The sequence below is a fragment of the Iodobacter sp. BJB302 genome (genome assembly GCF_002735645.1).
Taxonomy (GTDB): domain Bacteria; phylum Pseudomonadota; class Gammaproteobacteria; order Burkholderiales; family Chitinibacteraceae; genus Iodobacter.
Genome location: NZ_PDZG01000019.1, coordinates 44029 through 65418, shown reverse-complemented (window position 1 = coordinate 65418; position 21390 = coordinate 44029). Strand labels below are relative to the sequence as shown.

Annotated in this window: 20 protein-coding genes; 10 read left to right on the top strand and 10 right to left on the bottom strand. The window is 50.8% G+C overall.

Going from position 1 to position 21390, the window contains the following annotated elements; genetic code table 11:
- Positions 1-205 precede the first annotated feature (205 nt).
- The 10 genes from CSQ88_RS08505 to cysB form a co-directional block, all read right to left on the bottom strand.
- Complete coding sequence (locus tag CSQ88_RS08505) at positions 206-2656, bottom strand: PEP-utilizing enzyme (RefSeq protein ID WP_099397676.1); 2451 nt, start codon at positions 2654-2656, stop codon at positions 206-208.
- Positions 2657-3079: 423 nt separating this feature from the next.
- Positions 3080-3610: a DUF4166 domain-containing protein gene (locus CSQ88_RS08500; protein ID WP_099397675.1), complete on the bottom strand. Its 531-nt coding sequence runs from the start codon at positions 3608-3610 to the stop codon at positions 3080-3082.
- Complete coding sequence (locus CSQ88_RS08495; RefSeq protein ID WP_099397674.1) at positions 3610-5052, bottom strand: TIGR01777 family oxidoreductase; 1443 nt, start codon at positions 5050-5052, stop codon at positions 3610-3612. The genes CSQ88_RS08500 and CSQ88_RS08495 overlap by 1 nt, the downstream gene beginning before the upstream one ends.
- A 22-nt stretch (positions 5053-5074) precedes the next feature.
- Entirely contained in the window at positions 5075-5542 is a 468-nt protein-coding gene (locus tag CSQ88_RS08490; protein ID WP_099397673.1) for a DUF2269 domain-containing protein, read from the bottom strand.
- Positions 5543-5678: 136 nt separating this feature from the next.
- The gene (locus CSQ88_RS08485; RefSeq protein ID WP_099397672.1) at positions 5679-6950 is read right to left on the bottom strand and encodes an SDR family oxidoreductase; all 1272 of its coding nucleotides are present in this window, start codon (positions 6948-6950) and stop codon (positions 5679-5681) included.
- A gap of 187 nt (positions 6951-7137) precedes the next feature.
- Positions 7138-7452, bottom strand: coding sequence for a hypothetical protein (locus CSQ88_RS08480; protein WP_099397671.1), 315 nt, complete (start codon positions 7450-7452; stop codon positions 7138-7140).
- A gap of 46 nt (positions 7453-7498) precedes the next feature.
- Positions 7499-7888: a thiol-disulfide oxidoreductase DCC family protein gene (locus CSQ88_RS08475; protein ID WP_099397670.1), complete on the bottom strand. Its 390-nt coding sequence runs from the start codon at positions 7886-7888 to the stop codon at positions 7499-7501.
- 134 nt (positions 7889-8022) lie between these two features.
- On the bottom strand, positions 8023-8571 hold the full coding sequence (locus tag CSQ88_RS08470) for a GbsR/MarR family transcriptional regulator (RefSeq protein WP_099397669.1): 549 nt from the start codon (positions 8569-8571) through the stop codon (positions 8023-8025).
- Positions 8572-8660: 89 nt separating this feature from the next.
- Positions 8661-9476, bottom strand: a complete 816-nt coding sequence (locus tag CSQ88_RS08465) for a hypothetical protein (RefSeq protein WP_099397668.1) — start codon at positions 9474-9476, stop codon at positions 8661-8663.
- A 151-nt stretch (positions 9477-9627) separates the two neighbouring features.
- Positions 9628-10563: an HTH-type transcriptional regulator CysB gene (gene cysB, locus CSQ88_RS08460; RefSeq protein WP_099397685.1), complete on the bottom strand. Its 936-nt coding sequence runs from the start codon at positions 10561-10563 to the stop codon at positions 9628-9630.
- A 183-nt stretch (positions 10564-10746) separates the two neighbouring features.
- On the opposite strand from cysB, the gene CSQ88_RS08455 reads away from it, so the two are divergent.
- The 10 genes from CSQ88_RS08455 (at position 10747) to CSQ88_RS08410 (ending at position 21255) form a co-directional block, all read left to right on the top strand.
- The gene (locus tag CSQ88_RS08455) at positions 10747-11523 is read left to right on the top strand and encodes a sulfite exporter TauE/SafE family protein (RefSeq protein ID WP_099397667.1); all 777 of its coding nucleotides are present in this window, start codon (positions 10747-10749) and stop codon (positions 11521-11523) included.
- Positions 11524-11547: 24 nt separating this feature from the next.
- Positions 11548-12231, top strand: a complete 684-nt coding sequence (locus CSQ88_RS08450; RefSeq protein WP_099397666.1) for a phosphoadenylyl-sulfate reductase — start codon at positions 11548-11550, stop codon at positions 12229-12231.
- A gap of 329 nt (positions 12232-12560) precedes the next feature.
- On the top strand, positions 12561-13439 hold the full coding sequence (locus CSQ88_RS08445) for a BadF/BadG/BcrA/BcrD ATPase family protein (protein ID WP_099397665.1): 879 nt from the start codon (positions 12561-12563) through the stop codon (positions 13437-13439).
- A 20-nt stretch (positions 13440-13459) separates the two neighbouring features.
- Positions 13460-14200, top strand: coding sequence for a GntR family transcriptional regulator (locus CSQ88_RS08440; RefSeq protein WP_099397664.1), 741 nt, complete (start codon positions 13460-13462; stop codon positions 14198-14200).
- Positions 14201-14691: 491 nt separating this feature from the next.
- Positions 14692-15954 (top strand): ABC transporter substrate-binding protein, encoded by a 1263-nt coding sequence (locus CSQ88_RS08435; RefSeq protein WP_099397663.1) that lies wholly within the window; start codon positions 14692-14694, stop codon positions 15952-15954.
- 179 nt (positions 15955-16133) lie between these two features.
- Positions 16134-17378 (top strand): ABC transporter substrate-binding protein, encoded by a 1245-nt coding sequence (locus CSQ88_RS08430; RefSeq protein WP_099397662.1) that lies wholly within the window; start codon positions 16134-16136, stop codon positions 17376-17378.
- A 97-nt stretch (positions 17379-17475) separates the two neighbouring features.
- Entirely contained in the window at positions 17476-18351 is an 876-nt protein-coding gene (locus CSQ88_RS08425; RefSeq protein ID WP_257212529.1) for a carbohydrate ABC transporter permease, read from the top strand.
- Between the two features lie 18 nt (positions 18352-18369).
- A complete protein-coding gene (locus CSQ88_RS08420) occupies positions 18370-19209 on the top strand; it encodes a carbohydrate ABC transporter permease (protein WP_240928939.1) in 840 nt (279 codons plus the stop codon).
- 88 nt (positions 19210-19297) lie between these two features.
- On the top strand, positions 19298-20398 hold the full coding sequence (locus tag CSQ88_RS08415; RefSeq protein WP_099397661.1) for an ABC transporter ATP-binding protein: 1101 nt from the start codon (positions 19298-19300) through the stop codon (positions 20396-20398).
- Positions 20399-20517: 119 nt separating this feature from the next.
- A complete protein-coding gene (locus CSQ88_RS08410) occupies positions 20518-21255 on the top strand; it encodes a polysaccharide deacetylase family protein (RefSeq protein ID WP_180273593.1) in 738 nt (245 codons plus the stop codon).
- Positions 21256-21390 lie beyond the last annotated feature (135 nt).

The window sequence follows — 21390 nt, the reverse complement described above, 5'->3', positions numbered from 1 at the left end:
AATAAAAAAGACAATTTTTGTCAGTGCCCCCTGATTAAATTGTTATTCGCTCATTTCTTTATCGGGAATCCGGTAATAAATACTGGATTCCCGTATGCGCGGGAATGACGGAGTTGAATAAATCAAACCGGAGTTTATTTTAGTTAGCTCAATCATCAGAGCAAGCAACCATGAGTGCGCGCTCTGATGGTTGTTTTGACCCGCATCACTCAATCAAACTCAGCTGCCCATTATTCAAACACACCCTTTTACCCAGCCATTCCGAAGAAACTTCCGGCAGGATGGCGGAGGGGATTTTTAGCTCGCGCAGCAGGGTGGAGCCGTGCGATAAGATGCCGCCGGAGCGGGCGATAATGGCGCTGGCTTGCCGGTAATGGGCGTGCTGGCCTGGGTCCAGCGTATCGACCAATAAAATATCGCTGCCCAGTATACCGCTGACTATTCCGGGGTAAATCAGCAGCGCTGCGCTTTGGCCTAGCTCGGCCGAGCCGGTTTGCCAGAAGCTGCCGCGCCGGCTTCTGGGGCTGTCCACGGGACTAAACCAACAGGCTGCTTGCTCTGCTGGCATAGCGTGGTGCATTTGAAAAAACAGGCGCATCAGCTGATCACGAAAATGCTCGCGCACCTGGCTGTAGTAGCCGCGCATGCCGGGCAGGCCAAGTTTGTGCGCGAGACGAATGGCAGCGGGCCAGCGGGCTAAAGTTTGCAAAGCCGGGGCTGGGCCTTCTTGGCGGGGTGTGGCGGGGTCTGTTTCCCAGGGCAGGCGGTGCGTGCTGGCCGTAAGGGCCTGGTAGACCGTGGCGGGGCGGCCTAATAAATCGCCGCCGCTGCTGGCCAGTGCCGCAGCAATGCAGAGATTTTGCTGCACCAGCCAGCAATAAAAACGCAGCCACCAGCGGGCCAGTTGCCCGGTTCTATCGTTTTGATCAGGGTTTTGGCAAATCGTTTGCAGCTCGGCCTGCCACTGTGCCAGGCCCTTATCAAGCTGATTGATGGCTTGCCTGCTGGCAAACAGCATGCGGATAAATACAGGGATGGACATTAGCCAGCGCAGGGGGCGTTTGGGCATGGCGGGCGTGCTGCCGCCCACTTCGCGTGCGTATTGCGCGCCATCCATTCCCCAATCAAACATGCGGGCCAAAAACAGATCGCTATTGATATAGCTGGCATCCTGATAGAGCGCGCTAAATTTCTCGTTATCGTCCAGCACCCGCGTATCCCAGCGGGCATAGACATGAGGAATGCTGCTGGCCGCGCCGCGCTGGGCCATTTCCATCCAGCGGCTGGGGGATTCAGGCAAAATCTCGTCGATATTGGCGGAAGTGAGCCAGCGCTGCCATGGGTAGACCGTTACCGGCCGCGCTTGCAGCATCCAAAACTGCTCTCCATCCCAAGCCCATTCGATATCAAGATGGGCCTGATGAAACGCCGCGACAATGGCTTGCAGAAAATCCCATAGCCGGGTTTGGCTGGGGCTAGTGGTATCAGGGCTAAGCTTAACCGGCTTGGGCTTTGCGCCCCAGCCGCCGCCCATGCGGGAGAGCAGCAGCGAAATTGGATGGGCGGTGCCATCAACCAGCCCCTCTAAATGGCCCTCTACCCACTCGATCTGCGCCGAAAGCGGGCGCACAAAGGCAACGCCGGATAAGGTGGGGTGAATCATGCGCTGCACCACAACACATCGCACACCGCTGGCAAAAATCTCTGCGCTGCGCCGGGCCACATCGGCAGAGGCGACGCGTAAAAAGGTTTGGTGGCGGCCTGCATTGGCGATATCAATGCCGTCTTCATCATCGCCGGATGAACGCACTGCCCAGCCGTGCGGCGCGGCTTGCTGCAAAAAGGGCGCGAGGCGTGGGTCATCAGGGCTTTCGATGCTGATCAGTGCGGGAACGGGCAAAGCGGCGTGGCTGGCCAGCAGCAAACGCCCTGCCTTGGTATGCGCTGCAAAGCCAGCGGGCCCGGCTTCCAGCCAGCGGGTAAATGCGGCCGGATGCTGCCAAAATGGATAATGCCCCCAGCCTGCCTGGATAGTGACGGATAGCTCTGCCCGGCAGAGCACCGCTTCCCATGCGGCGGCGTGGGCGGGGCTGACGATTTTGTCTTCCGCGCCCCAGATCAGCTCGATGCGATCGCTGATTTGATCAAAGAGGGTAAGGGCAGAATCGGGCTGCACCCAGCGAAAATAAGGCTTGAAAGCGCGGCAGCGGCGATAGCCATTGGCGATTCTTGTGTAATCTGGCCTAAAGCCTGCGGCAGCAAATTGCCCTGAAAACAGCTTGGGCGCATGGGAGAGTAAGGTTTGCACCAGCGTTAACAAGCCGGGCTGGGCCATCAGCCTTGGCAAGCGGCGCTTCCACAGCAAAACACCCACCGGGGAGAGCAAAATCACGCGTGAAAAAAAGCCGGGACGCCGTACCAGTAAATGTAAAACCGGCAGTGCACTGATCCCCGTCGCCAAAATGGCGTGGCCTGGTTCCAGCTGTTGCTCCAGTGCCAGTGAAAGGCCATGCAGGGAATCGGGGAGCGGATCGCGATTATCGCCAAAGCCAGGTAGCTCAATGGGGATGGGCTGATATTGCGTGAAATGCGGCAAGACATCGTCCCACCAGTCGCTTGCACTACCATTACCGGCCAGCAGGTATAGTTTTTTCATGGGGTTCTTTGTTGGGTAACTGAAGTTATGCAGAGCTTGTCTTTTTAGTGCCTTCGGCACGTTGATTTAGGAGCGGTAGCCACCGCAGGCATATGTATCTACACAATTCCTGTAGAAGAAAAAGGTCATCGTAGGGTGGGTTAGGCCGCTCTTGATGCTCATCAGGACGCTAATTTATGTCGGCCGTAACCCACCATGACACTGCGCTGCGGTGGGTACGCGGCCAAGATACGGCAGTGCCCATATTTAATATATTTTCTGGCCTAACCCACCCTACGGATACTGAAGTTGCAGAGCAAGATCTAGATTTTGAAACGCAGAGGCCACAGAGAGCATTTTCATGGGGGGTGACGCGTGGGCATAAAAACCTGCCCACCCTAAGGCTATGTTTCAAGATTTGGGTTTCCGATTCACATCCCTTATTTAAACCTCAGCTACCAGCCTTAGCGCTCCTGTGTAATGCAAAATCATGCTGCCTTTTTTAAAGCCAATTTCAACTTCAAAATGCATGACGTCGCTGATGGCCCATTCTCTGGCGGTGACTTGCAGGGGCAGTGGCAGGCCGAAGCAGCGGGCTGTTTGGCTGCTTTGCAATAGCTGGCCCTCGCTGACTTGGCTATGTAATTGCAGCGCCAGCGGGCCCATTTGCTCCCAAAGCTCACCATTGCGCCAGCGCTGGCGGGATTGCATGGGGTTTTGGGCAAAGCGGCGTTGCCAGACTTCCCCTTTTGCATCCTGCCGGATTTTAACCTGGCAGGGCAGATTCTGCCCTGCGGCTGGCAAAAGACGTAAGCGCATGGCGATGTAAAGCAGGCCACGGATGAGTCTTGGCTTGCCCCACTTTACATCGGCTTGCCCTTGCCAGAGCTGCTGTTCAGCCCCGTGCAGGGTTTGCAGCAGGGGGCTAAGCTGGGCAAAGTCCTGGCCCAGCGCCTGCTGATAAAGGCTTGGCATCAGTGCCCTCCCTTAATCTGGGCTTGCAGTGCACTTTGCAGATCAGGGTATTTAAAGCGATAGCCCGCATCCAGCAAGCGTTTGGGGATTACCCGCTGGCCTTTAGTAAAGAGCGCGCCCATTTCGCCCAGCAAGCCGTTAATCAGCCAGGCCGGGGTGGTAAAAAAGCGGGGGCGGCGCAAAAGGCTGGCCGCGGTTTGGGCAAATTGCGCCTGGCTTACCGCTTCGGGCGCGCTGAGGTTGTAAGCGCCGTTCAATTGTGGATTGCTGATGGCCTGTGCGATCACGGCCAGTACATCGTCTCTGTGTATCCAGCTTACAACTTGCAGCCCATCGCCCATACGCCCGCCCAATCCCAGATAAAAGGGCAAGAGCAGCTTGGGCAGCGCGCCGCCGGGGCCAAAAACTAGGCCAAGGCGTAAGCGGACAACGCGCAGGCCAAAGGCTTCTGCCTTGCATGCTGCCGCTTCCCATTCGCTGCAAAGTTGCGACATAAATTCGTTTTGCGTGCCGGCGTTTTCATCCAGCGCCTCATCGCCACGGCAGCCGTAATAACCAATGGCTGAGCCATTAATTAATACGCTGGGTTTGTGCTCTGCCTTTGCCAGCCAGCCCAGCAATCCTTCTGTTGTGCCAATTCGGCTCGCCAGCAATGCTTTTTTGCGCGCATCGCTCCAGCGCGGGCCAACTACGGGGCTGCCGGCTAAATTGATGATTGCATCAAATTCCTCCCCGGGGGAAAGGTCTTCCCAGCGGGAAAAAGCGCGCACTTTGCTTTTAAACTGGATGTTGGTGGCCTGTGGATTGCGGCTAAAGAGGCAGAGGCTGTGCCCGGCGGCGAGGAGTTGCTCGCACAGTGCTCCGCCAATAAAACCAGTGCCGCCGGTGATTAAAATGCGTTGCTGCGGCAGGCTAAGAAAGGGATTGCTGTTCATGATTTTGGCCTCTTTATAAAGTTTTATGCTGGCGAACCCATCCCGAATGCCTGATAAGCCCACACCAAGTGCAAACAGGCTTAACAGCCAGCTGATCAGGCCGTAATCGACAAATTGTAAGCTGGTGCTCTGGCTGGCCCAGCCGGGGGCCACGCTGATGGCCCAATGCCCAAAGAGTGCGCCGCCGTTCATGGCTAAAATGGTGTGGGTAACGCGCTCGGTGGCGGGCAGCAGGCGGCTTTTGTCTTCTTCAACAAAATCGCATAGCGTGAGTGCTATTTCGATCAGAATCAGCGCAGATAATCCCCATAGCCACATGCCGCGCCATTCAAACCAGGCCAGCCCGGCAAATACCAGCGCATACAGGCTGGAGCGGATGGCGTGCAGGCGCAGCTCGCGCTGAGCTGATTTTTTGCCTGGCAGGGCAACGCTTAGCTCGTGATGGTAAATCGTGTCAAAAGCGCCCATCAGCCCTTGCAGTACTAATAAATACAGAATGATTTGCATGATTTACTCCCTCAGGCTGCGATCAAAAAGGTTTGTTCACCATCAGCCAATACACCACGATCAGGCTGATAAATGCGGGGAAACCAAGAGCTGTCCAGATTCGCTCATAACGCCAGTATTTGGCAGGTAATTCGGTATTTTCCCTGGCGGCGATTTGCGCCATATCGCGCATTTTGAGTTGTATCCACACTACGGGCAGCCAGCAGGCGCCGGTGAGGGCGTAAAGCGACATCGAAATCCACAGCCAGTTGGCAGTCAGTGGATAGCCCAGCCAGTGCGCCATCAGTAACCCCGAGATGGGCTGGAAAATCACCGATGGCGTAGTAAACCACCAGTCTGCTTTTGCAACCCAGCGAGTGACCACGCTAATGGCCTGCACATTGCCGCTGCGATTAGTCACAAACATATAAAACGCCGTGCCAAGGCCGGTGCCAAACATCAGCGTGGCGGACAAGATATGCAGCAGCTTGAAAGTCAGGTAGTAGTCCATTTTGCTTTGCCTTATTAATATATTTTGTAAAATTCGGTGGAGAAAACACTTGTGATGCTGCTTAAGTATTTTTTTATTTCGATTTAAACCCTCGGTTTTCTCCGTGAAACTCCGTGTTCTCTGTGGCATCGCGGGTTCAAGATTTGGGTTTTGCTGCGTAACATCGCTTACTAGGTGAAAGCAGATCCAGCATCAGCAGCAGCGCCATGATGGGGATGTTTTTAAGCAGCGGGCCAAAGGGGTGCCATAAAAACTGCGGCAGCCTGATGGCGATGATGATGCTGTAAGCCAATACCAGCAGCCATTGCAGCCGCCAGCTTCGAGTTTGCACACCCAGCAAATCCAGCAGGCACAGCAATCCAAACACGCTGTCCATCGCTACCGATCCGTAAAAAAGCAGCGGCTGCCATGCGCCGGGGATGCCAACCTCTGCCAGCAGCTGGTAGCTGTCTGCCCTTGGCCATACCCATAAGCACACCGCCGCCGTGCCCAGCCAAACCAGCGCCATGGATAATTTAAGCAGCGGTAGCAGCCAGCCGAGTAAGGCATCTCTGGCGCTGCCACTTACCGGCGCTGCGGCTTGCGGGCTGCGGCCTAAGATCGCGGCAAAAGGGGCGGCATCACTGCAATTACCGGCCCGCAGCATGATCAGGCTATCGGGCTGAAACAGCGGCAGCATGGCGGTTTTAGCCGCAATACTTTGTAAGCAAGCAGCAACAGGCAGGGTGATTGCACGCGCCATACCCATGCCTTGCCTGAGCTGCTGCCACCAGGTGGTAAGCGGCATTGCCTGTGGCCCAACGGCATTGATGATTTGCTGCTGCGCTGTGGGCTGCTCGGCCACCCTGATCAGCAGTGCCAGCACATCGTGCAGATGCACAGGCTGCATTTCACCCACGCCTTGTAAATCGGGCAGCAGGGGCAGGCTGGCTATGCTGCAAAAAGCACGGCTGCTAACACCATCTGGCGCATAAATCAGCGAGGGGCGAACGATGGTCCAGTTCAGTTTTGATTGCATCAAGGCCGCATCTCCCAGCCCCTTGCTGCGCCAGTAGGCGGTTGGCGCATCGGCAGCGGCACCCAGTGCAGACAGATGAATCACTTTTTTAACCTTGCCGGCCTCACAGGCAGCAAAGAGCGCCTGTGGTGCTGAACAATGCAAGGTGGTAAATGATTGCCTAGGCGACTCAGCAAAAATCCCCACAGTGTTAATGACAGTATCGATGCCATCCAGGAGCGGCAGCCAGTCTGCCGCGTTTTGCAGCGCCGCAAAATCGCCCTGTATCACTTCGCATTCAGGGTGGGCCTCTGCACGGCGGCTGAGTAAGCGAATCTGATGCCCCCGTATCAGCAGGGCATCTCTCAAGTGGCTGCCAATGAGGCCATTGCCGAGTAATAAGATATTCATGATTAAAGCTCCGGCACGGCTTGCTGTGGAATTAGTAACCTGTCGGACTTAAGGCTGTCTTACTGCGGAAACGCCGGATTTGGCCATATTTCGATGGTTTTTTCGTTAAATAGCCAGCTATTCGCCTCAAAAACCATCAAAATCTGTCTCAAACCGGACATTTCCTCGCTACGGACGCTTAAGGCCGTCAGGCTACCAACCGTTTCCAGACCATTCTGGCAATCGCCAGGATGGCCAGTAAATGCCCAAGCAGCAGCCACACAATCGCCATCCGCAATTCATTCACCAAATCGCCACTCTGTTGGCTGGCAAAGCACAGTACCAATAACATGGGGATGAGCAATTGCAGTGCGGCCAGCGTGTGACGCCAGTAATGCGCGCCACTGCCGGGGCAGCTTTCTTCCAGCAGCGGGCCAAGGGCGCGTTGTTGCCAGCTGATTAAAAGTGCGCTGCTGAGCAGGCTGAGTGCAAGAATGGCAATAAAGTAGCTAATGGCAGACATTTTAATTCCTTTATTTCTGTAATTAGAGAAATTGACAGGTAAATGTTTAAATCTGGCAGGTTTTGCTATCGCACTTCGCAGTAAAACCCAGGAAAACGCTGATACGGTAACGATGGCGGGCGATGCGTGAGTAAATCCAGGCAGATATCCCGCGTGTTGCCTGCCATTTTAAAGGCCCCGTCCACCAATCGCGGCCTATTGCCTGGTAGAGCGCGGTAATGGCATCGATGCCGGTTAAAATCTGCCCGTCATCCCGGCGGATATGCAATAAAGCTTGCATCTTTGGCAAGCTGGCAGCCGCACTGCTGGTGTCAAAATTGGCTGAGCTGATATCAATCAGGGTAAAGCACTGATGGATATCACGTTGTTTAAGCCTGAGCATTTCAAAACGGCACATCGGACAGGCGTGATCATAAAATATATCGTAGCGTGGCATGGTGCGGCTCCTGATTCATCGGTGATTGAGGCCAGGGTGGGCAAGTTTTTATGCTCTTTAGTGCTCTGTTTGCCTGGGAGCCGTGCCCACCCTGAATGCTTAAACAGCTGGCGCTTTATTGACCGGCACGCCAGTTACTTCTCTTCATCTTTACCAAACATCGCGGCCAGCTGGCCTATTTTTCCACCCATTTTTAACAGCTTGAGCAATACGCTGGGTGGCAGATTTTTAAAATCGTCGTAGCCATGCAGCAGCACTTCTAAAAACTCCAGCACCTGATCCATTTTGACGCGGGTGGCGGCTTCAATCTGGGTATCGGTTTCGGCTTCAATAGCGCATTGGCGCAGCACAGTAAGGGTGGGATCCAGCTCGCGTTTTTTGCGCTCTTCGGTGATTACACGGAAGATTTCCCATACATCCTGCAGGGCAATATAGTAATCACGCCGGTCACCCAGCAGCAGCTGCACTTTTTTGATGAGGCCCCAGCTTTGCAGTTCTTTCAGGCTGTTGCTGACGTTGGATCGTACTAAATTGAGCGTGTCGCTGATTTCTTCGGCGGTTAAGGGCTGATTTACCAGAAACAACAGCGCGTGAATTTGCGCCACGCTGCGGTTCACCCCCCATTTCGTCCCCATCTCGCCCCAGTGAACGATGTATTTCTCCATAGTCGGGCTGAGCTGCATGTTATTTCCTTTATTTCTGTCTTAAGAGAAATTAAACGCCAAATGCAGATGCAATGCAAGTAAAAAGATTAAGAATGCGGATCAGCGGGCTACAGCCAGTGTGCCAGCCTGGCTAAGGCGTAGATGCACAGGCCGGTCAGTGCAAGCAGAGCCGGGGTTTGCCGTTGCCGGTTGATCAGGCAGGAGAGGGCGATTTGCAGCAGGCAGCAAACCAGCCAGCCCCATGCGTTTGGCAGCATGCCCAGCAGCCATGCCGATGGAAGAAGCGGCAGCAGCCAGCTGCAGGCTTTAAAGGCCTTTGCATGCCGGCTTTCGGCGGGGGGAGCCAGCTCGGGCAGATGGCTGAGTAAAGGCGCCAGGTGGGTGTTTATATCCTGGCGTAAGCCTTTAATCAGGCTCTGTGCCAGGGCGGGCTCCAGCTCTTTTGCTATTAAAATGCCGTAAAGGCCAAGGCTGGCTTCCGCGCCGGGCAGGGTGTTTTCTGGTTCTGCAGGCTGCGTGATGCGGGTGCGCCATATTTGCCATGCTGCACCTGTAATAGCCAGCAGCCACAGGGAAAACTGCATGGAAGCGGTAAGGCGGTTAAAGCCAGCAAGCAGGGTGATCAGGCTTAAGCCCAGCAACAATGCATCATTCAGGCTTTGCCTGATCAGATTGAATCGCTGCCGGGCGGCGGGCAGATAAAGCGCTGCGCCACTGACACCCCGCCTGATCATGCCAGGGGCAAGCAGTGCAGGGCCCAGCCACTTAAGTAAAAAAAGCCAGAAAAGGGCGCGCCGGGTGCGTGGCGCTTTGTCTTCCAGCGCGGCCAGCTCCAGAAAAAACCATTGCCGGGCCGAGCCTGATTCCAGATCAGAGAGCGCGCAGAGCAGGGCGTATTTTTCGGGTGAGTTAAATGGCTGCATAAAGGAGGCGTGATGGCGATGATTTTGAGGCAAAAAACGAGGCCAGATATGGATTGCGCCATGATGGCCGGTGCTGCGAACCGCCCTGAGGTTCGCAGCTAAGGGCGCTTGTTGCCGTGCTGCAGGGCAAGGTCATTTGCCCCGGCAACGCTTACTCTTCGGTATCGCACATCAGGGCCGCCTGTACAACTTTGCGGCTGAGGTGCGGAGCAAACAGCTCGATAAAGTCATAGGCATAGCCGCGCAAATAGGCGTCTTTACGTATCCCGATGCGGGTAGTGGAATCATCAAAGAGATGGGATGCATCAATTGCAACCAGCTGCTGGTCTCTGTCTGCTTCAAAGGCCATCGTGGCCAGAATGCCGATCCCTAATTCCAGACCCACATAGGTTTTAATCACGTCAGAATCAATGGCGGTGAGCACCACATTAGGGGTGATGTCACGGGCTTCAAAGGCCTGGTTGATTTTATTACGGCCGGCAAAGGCAAAGTCGTAAGTAATCAAAGGCCACGCTGCAACTTCTTCCAGTGTGATTTTGTGATCGAGCCGGGTCAGCGGGTGGCCAACAGGCACAACAATGCTGCGATTCCAGTTATAGCATTCAAGCATGGCCAGCTCGGAATAATGATCAATCCCTTCGGTGGCAATCGCGATATCGGCCGCGCCTTCTACAACCATTTCACTGATCTGTGTGGGGCTGCCTTGCTTGATCGACAGGCGCACCTTTGGGTAGCGCAGCATAAAATTATGGATGGTGGCGGGCAGGGCGTAGCGTGCCTGGGTGTGCGTGGTGGCAATGGTGAGGCTGCCGCCCTCTACATTAATAAAGTCTTCACCGATACGTTTTAAGTTTTGCGCCTGCATCAGCATGCGCTCAGAAATACGCAGGATTTCTTTACCGGGTGCGGTCACGTCGACGACGCGTTTACCGTTGCGAATAAAAATTTGTACGCCCAGCTCGTCTTCTAAAAGGCGAATCTGTTTGGATATGCCAGGTTGAGAGGTGTGGAGTTTCTCGGCTGCTTCCGAAACATTTAAGCCTTGTTTGGCCACTTCCACCAGATAGCGTAGCTGTTGCAACTTCATGGCAAATCCTTTCACAAAAATAACATCGCCCGAGCATAACGAGCTTTGTGGTACGCAGATGGCGCATACAAAAAGCAAAATCATGCCTACATAACCCATTCGTATAAAATCTTAACATATTCGTCTATAGAATTATAAAACGAGTTGCTATGCTTGCGAACTATTTAGTTTTCAGGCGACATCATGGAATACGGATATATTGTCGCTGGCTTGCTGGTGGGATTTATTGTCGGCATGACGGGGGTGGGCGGTGGCTCGCTGATGACGCCAATTTTACTTTGGTTTGGAATCAGCCCTGCTACTGCAGTAGGTACAGATTTACTTTACGCGGCCATTACCAAGGGCAGCGGTATTTTTGTACACCATAAAAAGAAAAATATCGACTGGAAGATTACCGGCTGGCTTGCCGCAGGCAGCGTGCCAGCCGCTGTGGCTACTTTGTTTTTGCTGAAATATCTGCACACAGATATGAAAGCCATCAACGCTTTGATTAAGCAAGCTTTGGGTGTTGCGCTCTTACTCACTGCAATTGCCATTATTTTTAAGCCGCTTTTGCTGCAATGGGGGCAAAAGCATGCTAAATCCTGGTTTCATTTACCCCCAGCCAAGCTTAATGGAATGACCTTACTGGTGGGCGTGGTGCTTGGCGCAATCGTGACTTTATCGTCGATTGGTGCTGGTGCGCTGGGGACTGTCGCTTTATTTTTGCTCTACCCGCTGATTCCTACTTCGCGCCTTGTGGGTACTGAAATTGCGCATGCCGTGCCGCTTACTCTGGTGGCTGGCCTTGGGCACGCGGGTTTGGGCCATATTGACTGGCACTTGTTATCCTTTCTGTTGATGGGCTCTTTGCCGGGTATTTATTTTGGCAGCCATCTGACGGGCAGGGTGCCTGAAGCGGTGCTTCGCCCTTGCCTTGCGGTGATGCTGGCCGTGATTGGCAGTAAACTGGTTTTTTAAGTGCCGTAAAATGGAGGTTTGAAAATGAGTTTCGAAGAAAAACTGGCCGATACGATTGCACTTCTGCACAAAATTGCTGCTGAATACAGCCCTGCCGTGTTTGCCAATTCGTTTGGCGCAGAAGATATGGTGATTACCGATTTAATTGCCAAAGCCGGGGCTGATATAGAGGTCTTTAGTCTTGATACGGGGCGTCTACCGGCGCAAACCTATGCCCTGATGCAAAAAACGGCAGCGCAGTATGCCAGCCACCCTATCAGGGTGTTTTTTCCGCAAACAGCTGCAACTGAAAATTTTGTGAATCAATACGGCATCAATGCTTTTTATGAATCTGTTGAGCTGCGTAAAACCTGTTGCCAGATTCGTAAGCTGGAGCCATTAAAGCGGGCATTGGCCGGTAAAAAAGCTTGGGTTACGGGCCTGCGTCGTGAGCAATCCCCGACACGAACTGATTTGGGCAATCAGGAATTTGACAGCGGCAATGGCTTAGAGAAATTTAACCCGCTGATCGAGTGGACAGAAAAAGAAGTCTGGGCGTACATCAAAGCGAACAATGTGCCTTACAACGCTTTGCATGACCAGCATTACCCATCCATTGGCTGCGAGCCCTGTACGCGGGCAATTTCGATGGGGGAAGATGTTAGAGCGGGCCGCTGGTGGTGGGAAGATCCGGCCAATAAAGAATGTGGTTTACATGTAAAAAAATAAAACGAATGCCTGCATCAAGCGGGCATTTTTTTTGGACAGAAGAAAACTTGTGCTCTTTTTTACGCTGCTTGCACGGGCTATGGCAAAGCACTCATGCTCTAAAAGCTCTTCAAAACGGTGGTATTTTTTATAACTTACAGCAGAATGTCTGAGTCATCCCATTGACATGGTTTATCGGTCTGGCTAGATTGGTACGGTACATCTGCTGTTTCTATGCTCTTTTTCGCGAAAAATAAGCGATTTTCACGGTTTGTACGGTGTTGAATTGGTATTACCTATTGTTTTAATTGGTATTAAAATAAAACCACAACAAGATGAAGAGACCCAAAATGAGCAAGATTCAATATTTAATCGGCGTAGATGGCGGCGGCACGGGCACACGTATTTGTATCGCAGGCCCGGATGGTATCGAAAAAATACGCAGCGATGGCGGTGCATCGGCTTTAGGGCAGGGTATTGATAAAGCTTGGCTTAATATTAGTCAAGCCATTAAGGCGGGCTTTGCTGCGCTGGGAATTGATGAGCCGGATTTTGCACAATGTGCTGTAGGCCTAGGGATGTCGGGTGTGCACAATCCGGCATGGGCGGAAGAATTTAAGCAAAAGAACCCCGGCTTTGCCAAAATTGTAGTCGAGACAGATGGCTTCTCTACGTTGCTGGGTGCAACCAATGGCCAGCATGGCGGGATTATTGCCATTGGTACGGGCTCGATTGGTGAGGCATGGTTGCCAGATGGTCAGCGGCTTGAAGTGGGCGGCTGGGGGTTTCCAACTTCAGACGAAGGCAGCGGCGCATTTTTAGGCTTAAAAGCGATTAATCATGTGCAGCGCATCATTGACGGGCGTCGCCCTGTTACTGATTTTGGCCGTAAATTACTCTCAATTACCGGCCAGACTAAAGCTGAGATTTTTAACTGGATGGGCCAGATGAAGCAGGGTGAATGTGCTTCACTCTCACCTGTTGTGATGGAGTTTGGCGCTAGTGATGAGTATGCTCGCGCTTTCTTGCAGGAAGCAGGCCGGGAAATTGAGCAGATTGGTCTGGCTTTGCGCGCGCATCATGCCGATTTGCCATTAGCAATTTGCGGTGGCGGCTTATCCGAAGCGCTGCGGCCTTATATTCCGGCAGATTTCCTTGCTAGCACGCTGCACCCGCAGAAAGATTCCTGCGCAGGTGCTTTAATTCTGATTTACCAAGCTTTAGCTTAATTTTACTTAAAGAGGCGATCATGCTGCCGCAACAAAAACTTTTGGTTCTCCGGCCTGATGCAGATAGTGCAACGCCTCTTTATTTACAACTGGGCCACAAACTGGCGGCGGCGATTCATGCGGGTTTCTGGCTTGCTGATGAGCCTTTGCCATCAGAGCGTAATTTATGTGAAATCCTGGGCGTTTCCCGCGTAACGGCCAGAAAAGCGCTGGATATTTTACTGGCCGATGGGCTGATTATTCGGCGGCATGGTGCAGGCACCTATATCACCCCCAAATTAGAGCAGCCATTAAATAAGCTGACCAATTTATCCGAGATGCTGATTCAGCGCGGCTTTACGCCGGGCTCGCGCTGGATAAAGCGCGAAGTTGCGCTGGCCAATGCCGAAGAGCAACTCAAGCTTAATCTTTCATCCAGCAGCCGTGTAAGCCGCTTGCAGCGGGTGCGAATGGCCAATGATGTGGTGATGGCATTAGAAGAAACCACGCTGCCTTTTACTTTTGTGCCTGACCCCAATTTAGTGGGCGATTCCTTATATGCTTATATGCGCGGAGCACGTTTATCTGTTGTACGTGCGATACAAAACATCGCAGCAATCAATGCAACTCAGGCTATTTCAGAATTAGTTGATGTAGCACCGGGTGACGCTATGCTGCATTTAACGCGTATTGGTTATCTGGAGAATGGAGCTGCAATTGAGTTAACTCACTCCTATTTTCGCAATGATTACTACGATTTTGTAGTGGAGCTTAATAAGTAAGTGATTGTTATATAAACTTATATTTATTTTGCCAAGTGTTTAATTTGTAGTTTTCAGTCAATTGTATTCGTTGTTGCCTACATTTTTTTTTTGTGGACCATTTACCTGCCTCCCCGCTTATCTGCTCCTTATGCCACTTCTCCTTTGTACTGGCTATTCACCATCTCGTTAATTTGTTGTAATCTGAGTCCGCGTAAGTAAAAACACTAAGTCCAGTTTTGAGTGTTTTTTTAATGGTTAATCGATGAAAAGTCTTATTTCAAGCCACTTTTAATCAGTTTACTATTCGCCAGCTTGATACCACTTTGGCCGAAGACGTTAAACCGACAGCAGGCAGGATCCGCTGGGGAAACGTCTGATGACAAGAGGATAAAGCGCGCTCAGAGCCACTTTTTCCGGTTTTTTAAATTGATTGACGCATAACGTAAATTTTCATTATGGTTGCCGCGCCAGTCTTGCCAGTACAAACGTTTTACTTTGGAGATGCAGTAATGAAATTGAAATTCATTTTAGCCGTATCCGTAGCGGTTTTTTCAGCAAGCACCATGAGTGCCTTAGCAGCAGAAAAAGTAAAAGTCGAGTATTGGTCTAACAGCCTTTCGCCAAAATACGACGCAACCATGAAAGAGCTCACCACTAAGTTCAATGCATCGCAAAATGATGTAGAAGCAGTGTGGGTTGATGTGGGTTGGGATGCTTTCCAGCAAAAAGTCATTACTGCTGTAGCCAGCGGCAATGTACCTGGTCTTGTTAATTTGCCTAAGCCTTGGATGGATCAGTTTGCTCAGTCAAAAATGATTCAGCCTATTACTAAGCAAGTTGCAGGCTTTAAAAATGTTTACACCACAGGTGCACTCCAGGATGCAACTTATGTGAGTGATAAGCAAATTTACGGTTTGCCTTGGTATCAGGTAACAGGCGTGCTGTTTTATAACAAAGATCTGTTTGCAAAAGCAGGTATTAAAGAAGAGCCAAAAACATTTGGCGATTTATTGAAAGTAGCCACTCAGATCAAATTAAAAACCGGTGTAAGTGGTTTTGCACCAAAACTTGATGAAGATACTTCCGGCTGGTTCTTGTATGAAGGTCTTGATGTTGTAAAAAATAATAAAGCGGTATTTAACAGCCCGGCTCATGTGAAATATATTGAGCAATTTAAAACAGCATATGCTGCGGGTGCTTTCCCGAAAGATGTTTTCAAGATGCAGTTTGAAGACCGTATTGCAGCTTATGGCGCGCAAAAACTGGCCATGTTTACCGATGGCGCACATGCAATCAAACGGACTAAAACTGATTCCCCTAAAGTTTATGACGCCACAGGCGTAGCGGGCTTCCCGATTGCGGGTGGCAAAACCCCTCTGGGCGGCTTCCTGTTTATGTGGTCGGTACCAACAGGTGCTAAAAACGTAGATGCCGCAGTGAAGCTGGGTAAATACCTGACCAGCGATGATGCACAGCTGGTATTTGCTAAAGCGTCTTCTACATTCCCATCTACCAATAAATCGCTGGATGATGCTTACTTCCAGGCGGGTGCCAAATCTGCAGATCCGGTAGAAAAAGGCACTGCAGTAGCCGCAACGCATATTAAAGCTTCACGCACGCTGACCGTAACAGGCCTGCCTGATGATGTGTCAATGAATAAGAAATTAAATGAAGCAATTCAGGAAGCAATTACTGGCCGCAAACCAGTTAAAGCCGCATTGGATGAAGCGGCTGCATTCTGGAATGAAAAGTTTGCAACTGTAAAAAAATAATGATCTGATTTGATTCTGTTTTGAATCAAATTCTTCCGGGTAATTTGTTGCTAAAATTACCCGGAAGAATAAAAAAACCGTAAGATTAATTGGAATAGCAATTAATCAAATGCGGTAATATAAAAGTGTGGATTTAAATCCATATAATATTTGTCGAAAAACCCAAGAGGAAAGACAAGATGAAGCTCAAAAAAATGCTGATCGTTGGCGCCGCATTATTTGCTGGTGTTAATGCACAAGCTGCAGATACAGAATTAGAATTCTGGACAATGAATCTTGCTCCAAAGTTTAATTCTTATTTCGAACAAACGACTGTGAAGTTCAATGAAGCTAACCCAGGCTTTAAAGCTAAATGGGTAGACATGAACTGGGATCAGATTCAGCCTAAGCTGACTGCTTCGATTGCTGCCGGCAATCCTCCTGCACTGGTTAACTTCAATGTGCCTTGGGTACACGAGTTTGCAGCGCAAGGCCTCATCTTGCCTGTTGATCAATATCTGGGTGCAGCTAAAGCGGCTTACTCCACCAATGCAGTGAAAGATGTACAAGTGAAAGGCCAGATGTTTGCCTTCCCTTGGTACAACTCCACACAAATCATTGCTTACAACAAAGACATTTTTGCTAAAGCTGGTATCAAAGCTGCGCCTAAGTCTTTTGCTGAATTTGTTGCCATGGGCAAGCAAATTAAAGCGAAAACCGGCCAGGCTGCTTTCGCTCCTAAAATGAGCGATATGATTGGCTTCTTCTACTACGCTGGCTTGCCAGTTGTAACAGATGGCAAGGCAGTATTTAATTCGCCTAAGCACATTGCTTTTGTTCAAACCTTTGCTGATTTGTACAAAGCCGGTGTAATGCCTAAAGATGTATTCAAAATGGCATTTGAGCAAGAAATCGCTGCCTATAACAGCGGCAAGATTGCCATGATGACCACTGCGGCTCAAGGCCTGAAGCGTACTGAAACAGACGCTAAAGCCATCTACGACAAAACTGAAGTTGCGCCATTCCCACTGGATGCCGGTAAGCTGAACCTGGGCTCATGGATGATGGACTTCGTTATTCCTAAGGGTACAAAAGATCCGGCAGCTTCGGCTAAGCTGGGTATGTTCCTGACTAACGACGAACAGCAACTGGCTTTCTCTAAAGCCACTGAATCCACCATGCCTTCTACTAAGAAAGCAAACCTGGATCCATACTTCCAGTCTGGTGCCAAGAGCGCAGACGTAGTGGACCGTGCACGTGCCGTTGCTGCTAAATCAATGGATAACGCACGTACACTGACACTGGCTCCTGGAACATTGCCGGATGAAGTAGTGATGACTAAAAAACTGCAGGAAGAAATTCAAGCTGCAGTTGAAGGCCGTAAATCTGTGAAAGATGCATTGAATACAGCGGCAGCTGCATGGAACGAAAAGCTAAAGAAGTAAAAAATAATTAGCCGTTCTGTGTGTTAATGAACGGAATTACCCCCTTGGGTAATTCCGTTTTCTCCCCGAATTATTATAATTACAGTCGAGTAGCGCCGTGAAAAACTCCAGCAGCTATACAGGCATTGCCTATTTATTTTTGGCGCCGGCCCTTATTCTGATGGGTATATTTACCTTTTGGCCAGTAGGGTATAACGCATATTTAGCGTTTAACGATTACAGCATCGCAGACGGTGCCGCCACTTGGAATAATTTCGAGCACTTTAAATATATTTATAAAGAAGAGTTATTTCACAATGCGCTGAAAAACTCCTTAATTTTTCTGCTGATTGTGCCGGTTATTCAGATTTGCGCTTTATTGCTGGCCAAATTAGTGAATAATAAATTGCCCGGAATGACATTCTTCCGTGCGGCATTTTATATTCCTGTAATTACTGCGATTTCAATTGCCGGTGTGGTTTGGGTTAACGTATATAAATACGACGGTATTCTCACCTGGTTTTTGCAAACCCTGCATCTGATCCCACAAGGCTCTGAAGGGCAGGTTGATTGGCTGGGTAACCCTGCAATTGCCTTATTTGGCGTGATGTTGTTTACCTTCTGGCGCGGTATCGGCTGGTTTATGGTGCTCTACCTTGCCGGCTTGCAAGCCATCCCTAAGGAAGTAGAAGAAGCCGCAATCCTGGATGGTGCCAACGCATTCCAGCGCTTCTGGAAAATCACTGTGCCGATGGTGAAGCCAACCATCCTGCTGTGCAGCCTGATGTCTACCATTGCAGCGATGAAGATTCTCCAGGAAGTGGTGGTGCTGACTAAAGGTCAGGCAGATACCTACACGGCCCTGTTCTATGTATACGATCAGGCGTTCCGCAATTACAACTTTGGCCGTGCCGCTGCGGCGGGGCTGGTTGTCACCTTCTTCTGCATGATTCTTGCGGCCATTCAATTTCGCTTTTTCGGCGAAAAGAAATAATTCGAGGAATAAGAAATCATGGCAATGGGTAAACAACTGCGAACCGCGCTGGCAATGACTGGCCAGTACGCTGGCCTGATCGGGTTTGGTATCTTCACTACATTCCCTTTTATCTGGGCTTTGTCTGTGGCGCTGTCGGCTGATCCTTCTAATACCTGGCTTTTCCCACGCTCATTCTGGCCTACCGATGTCAGCCTGATGTGGTTTAAGCGTGTATTTGATGAAATGCCGTTTATGACTTACATGAAAAACTCCACCTGGATGACCTTGCAAACGATTGTAGGCGTGGTGGTGTTATCGATCCTGGCGGGTTATCCGCTGGCCCGTTTGCGCTTTCCTGGGCGTAACTTCATTTTTGTGTCGATTCTGGCCACGATGATGATGCCGACCGAAGTCGCGATTATTCCTAACTTTATTACCCTGAAGCACATGGGGCTCTTGGATACCCAGCTGGGCGCGATTATTCCTAATCTGTCTACCGCCTTTGGTATCTTTTTGATGAAGCAGGCTTTTGAAGCAGTGCCTCAGGATCTGGTTGATGCAGCACGGGTAGATGGCGCTACAGAGATGCAAATCTTATGGCGTGTGATGGTGCCGGTTTCTGGCCCATCTATTGCATCACTGGCGATTTTCTCACTGGTGAATGCCTGGAATGATTACCTCTGGCCTTCGATTGTGATCTCATCCAAAGACAAATTACCGCTGGCAGTGGGTGTGTTTAATGATCTCACCGGTCCGTTTGCTACTTCATACAGCATGGTGATGGCAGCGATCGTGATGACGGTTATCCCTGTATTGATTTTCTTTGCCTTTACCCAGCGTTACTTTATTGGTGGCCTGGATGGCGCGGTGAAGTAAACAAGCGATGCTTGTTGCCCCGGCGGGGCAACATAACCCTGCACCTGCAGGCCCCCATTTAGAAATAGAGTTCGCAAGGAATCGAGATATGGCTTCGGTTACGCTAAGTAGAATCAAGAAAAACTACACCAAAGATGTATGCGTTATTAAAGGTGTGGATTTAGAAATTAAAGACGGCGAGTTTGTGGTTTTCGTTGGCCCGTCGGGCTGCGGTAAATCCACTCTGCTGCGCATGATTGCCGGCCTTGAAGACATCACCGAAGGCGAGTTAAAAATTGGCGATGTGGTTGCCAACGATTTGCACGCTTCCAAGCGTGGTATCGCCATGGTATTCCAGTCTTACGCCCTCTACCCGCATATGAGCGTGTACGACAATATGGCGTTTGCGCTGAAGCTGGCAGGTACGCCAAAAGAAGAAATTGATCAGCGTGTTAAGGGCGCTGCCGAAATTCTGCAAATGACGCATTTGCTGGATCGTAAGCCCAAAGCATTGTCTGGCGGTCAGCGTCAGCGTGTGGCGATTGGCCGCTCGATTGTGCGTAATCCAAAAGTGTTCCTGTTTGACGAGCCTTTGTCTAACCTGGATGCATCCCTGCGCCTGCAAATGCGCGTTGAGCTGTCCAAGCTGCATCAGGACCTTAAAACCACCATGATCTACGTGACCCACGATCAGGTGGAAGCGATGACGCTGGCTGACCGCATCGTAGTGTTTAACGCCGGTGTGATTCAGCAGGTTGGCTCGCCGCTGGAAATGTACGAAAACCCGTCTAACCTCTTCGTAGCAGGCTTCCTTGGCTCGCCGAAGATGAATCTGCTTGAAGCTGATCTGGTGGCCATCGAAAAAGGCTCTGCCCACGTTCGCCTGCCGGATGGCATTCAGATTCGCGCAGCTGTGGATGCATCACCATGCAAAGTGGGCGACAAAGTCACCATCGGTATTCGCCCGGAGCATATGCAGCTGGCAACTGCCGAAGCTGCAAACTCGGTGCCTGCCCGTGTTGATCTGGTAGAGCACTTAGGTGATATCGTATTGGCCTATATCCAGGTGAAAGGCATCAGCGAAATTCTGTGCATGAAATTGCCTGCCGAATCCGATGTGATTAAATTTGGCGACAATATCCATGTGGTATTCCCGGAAAAGAATTGCCTGCTGTTTGATGCGCAGGGTATTGCACTAAAACGCGTTTAATTAGCTGTTTTGAAGGAAAGCTCACTAAGTAATTAGTGAGCTTTTTTTTATCTGTCTTAATGGGATAAGGAGTGGTTATTTTGAAAAAACATTATGCATTGCTCATTGGAGTTATGGCTATGGCGGTATTAAATGCAGGCGCAGCAGAGCAGAAAATCCGCACTCCTTATTTGGATGGTTGGGATCAGGTGCCGCTGAAAGAAATGGAGCGCCAAGCTGCGGCTTTCCCTGGACAATACTGGATTGCTGGTCCTGGCGAGCGCAAACAAATCGCCCTAACTTTTGATGATGGCCCCACCGAGCAAACCAGCGAATTATTACAGGTGCTCGAAAAGCACAATATCCACGCCACTTTCTTTTGGCTGGGCAAACAAGCCGAACAGTTCCCAGAGATTGTGAAAGCCGCCGCTGCTGCTGGGCACACCATTGGCAATCATTCTTATGATCATCCTTATTCCAGCAAAATCAGCACCGAAGTCTTTACCCAGCAGCAATTTGCCCCCACACAAAAAGTCTTCCAAAGCATTCTGGGCTTTGCCCCGACCCTATTTCGCCCACCCTATGGCGATTTAAGCGATGCCGAAATGCTGAGCCTGCAAAAGAATAAAATGCATGCCATTAGCTGGTCGATTGATACACGGGATTGGCTGGTCGCCTGGAAAAAAGGCCAGCCCAGCGAGATTGAAAAAACCGTACTCGATTACGCCCACCCCGAAGCCATTGTGCTGATGCACGACGGCGGCGGCCCCCGCCAGCGCACCATCAACGCGGCGGATGCCTTTATCCCTAAGCTGAAACAACAGGGGTATGAGTTTGTGACGGTGGATAAGTTATTGGGGGTGGCTGGGAAGCAGTGAGGGTAGTGTTTGAGCTAGTTTATTTGCTAACCCCGGTTAATTAAGTGTGAATATATGAATGTAATTTCAGAAAATAATGAAATTTTGAATTCATCAGTTTCTATCTGTGGAATTGAGGGAGTATTCGGTCTTGTT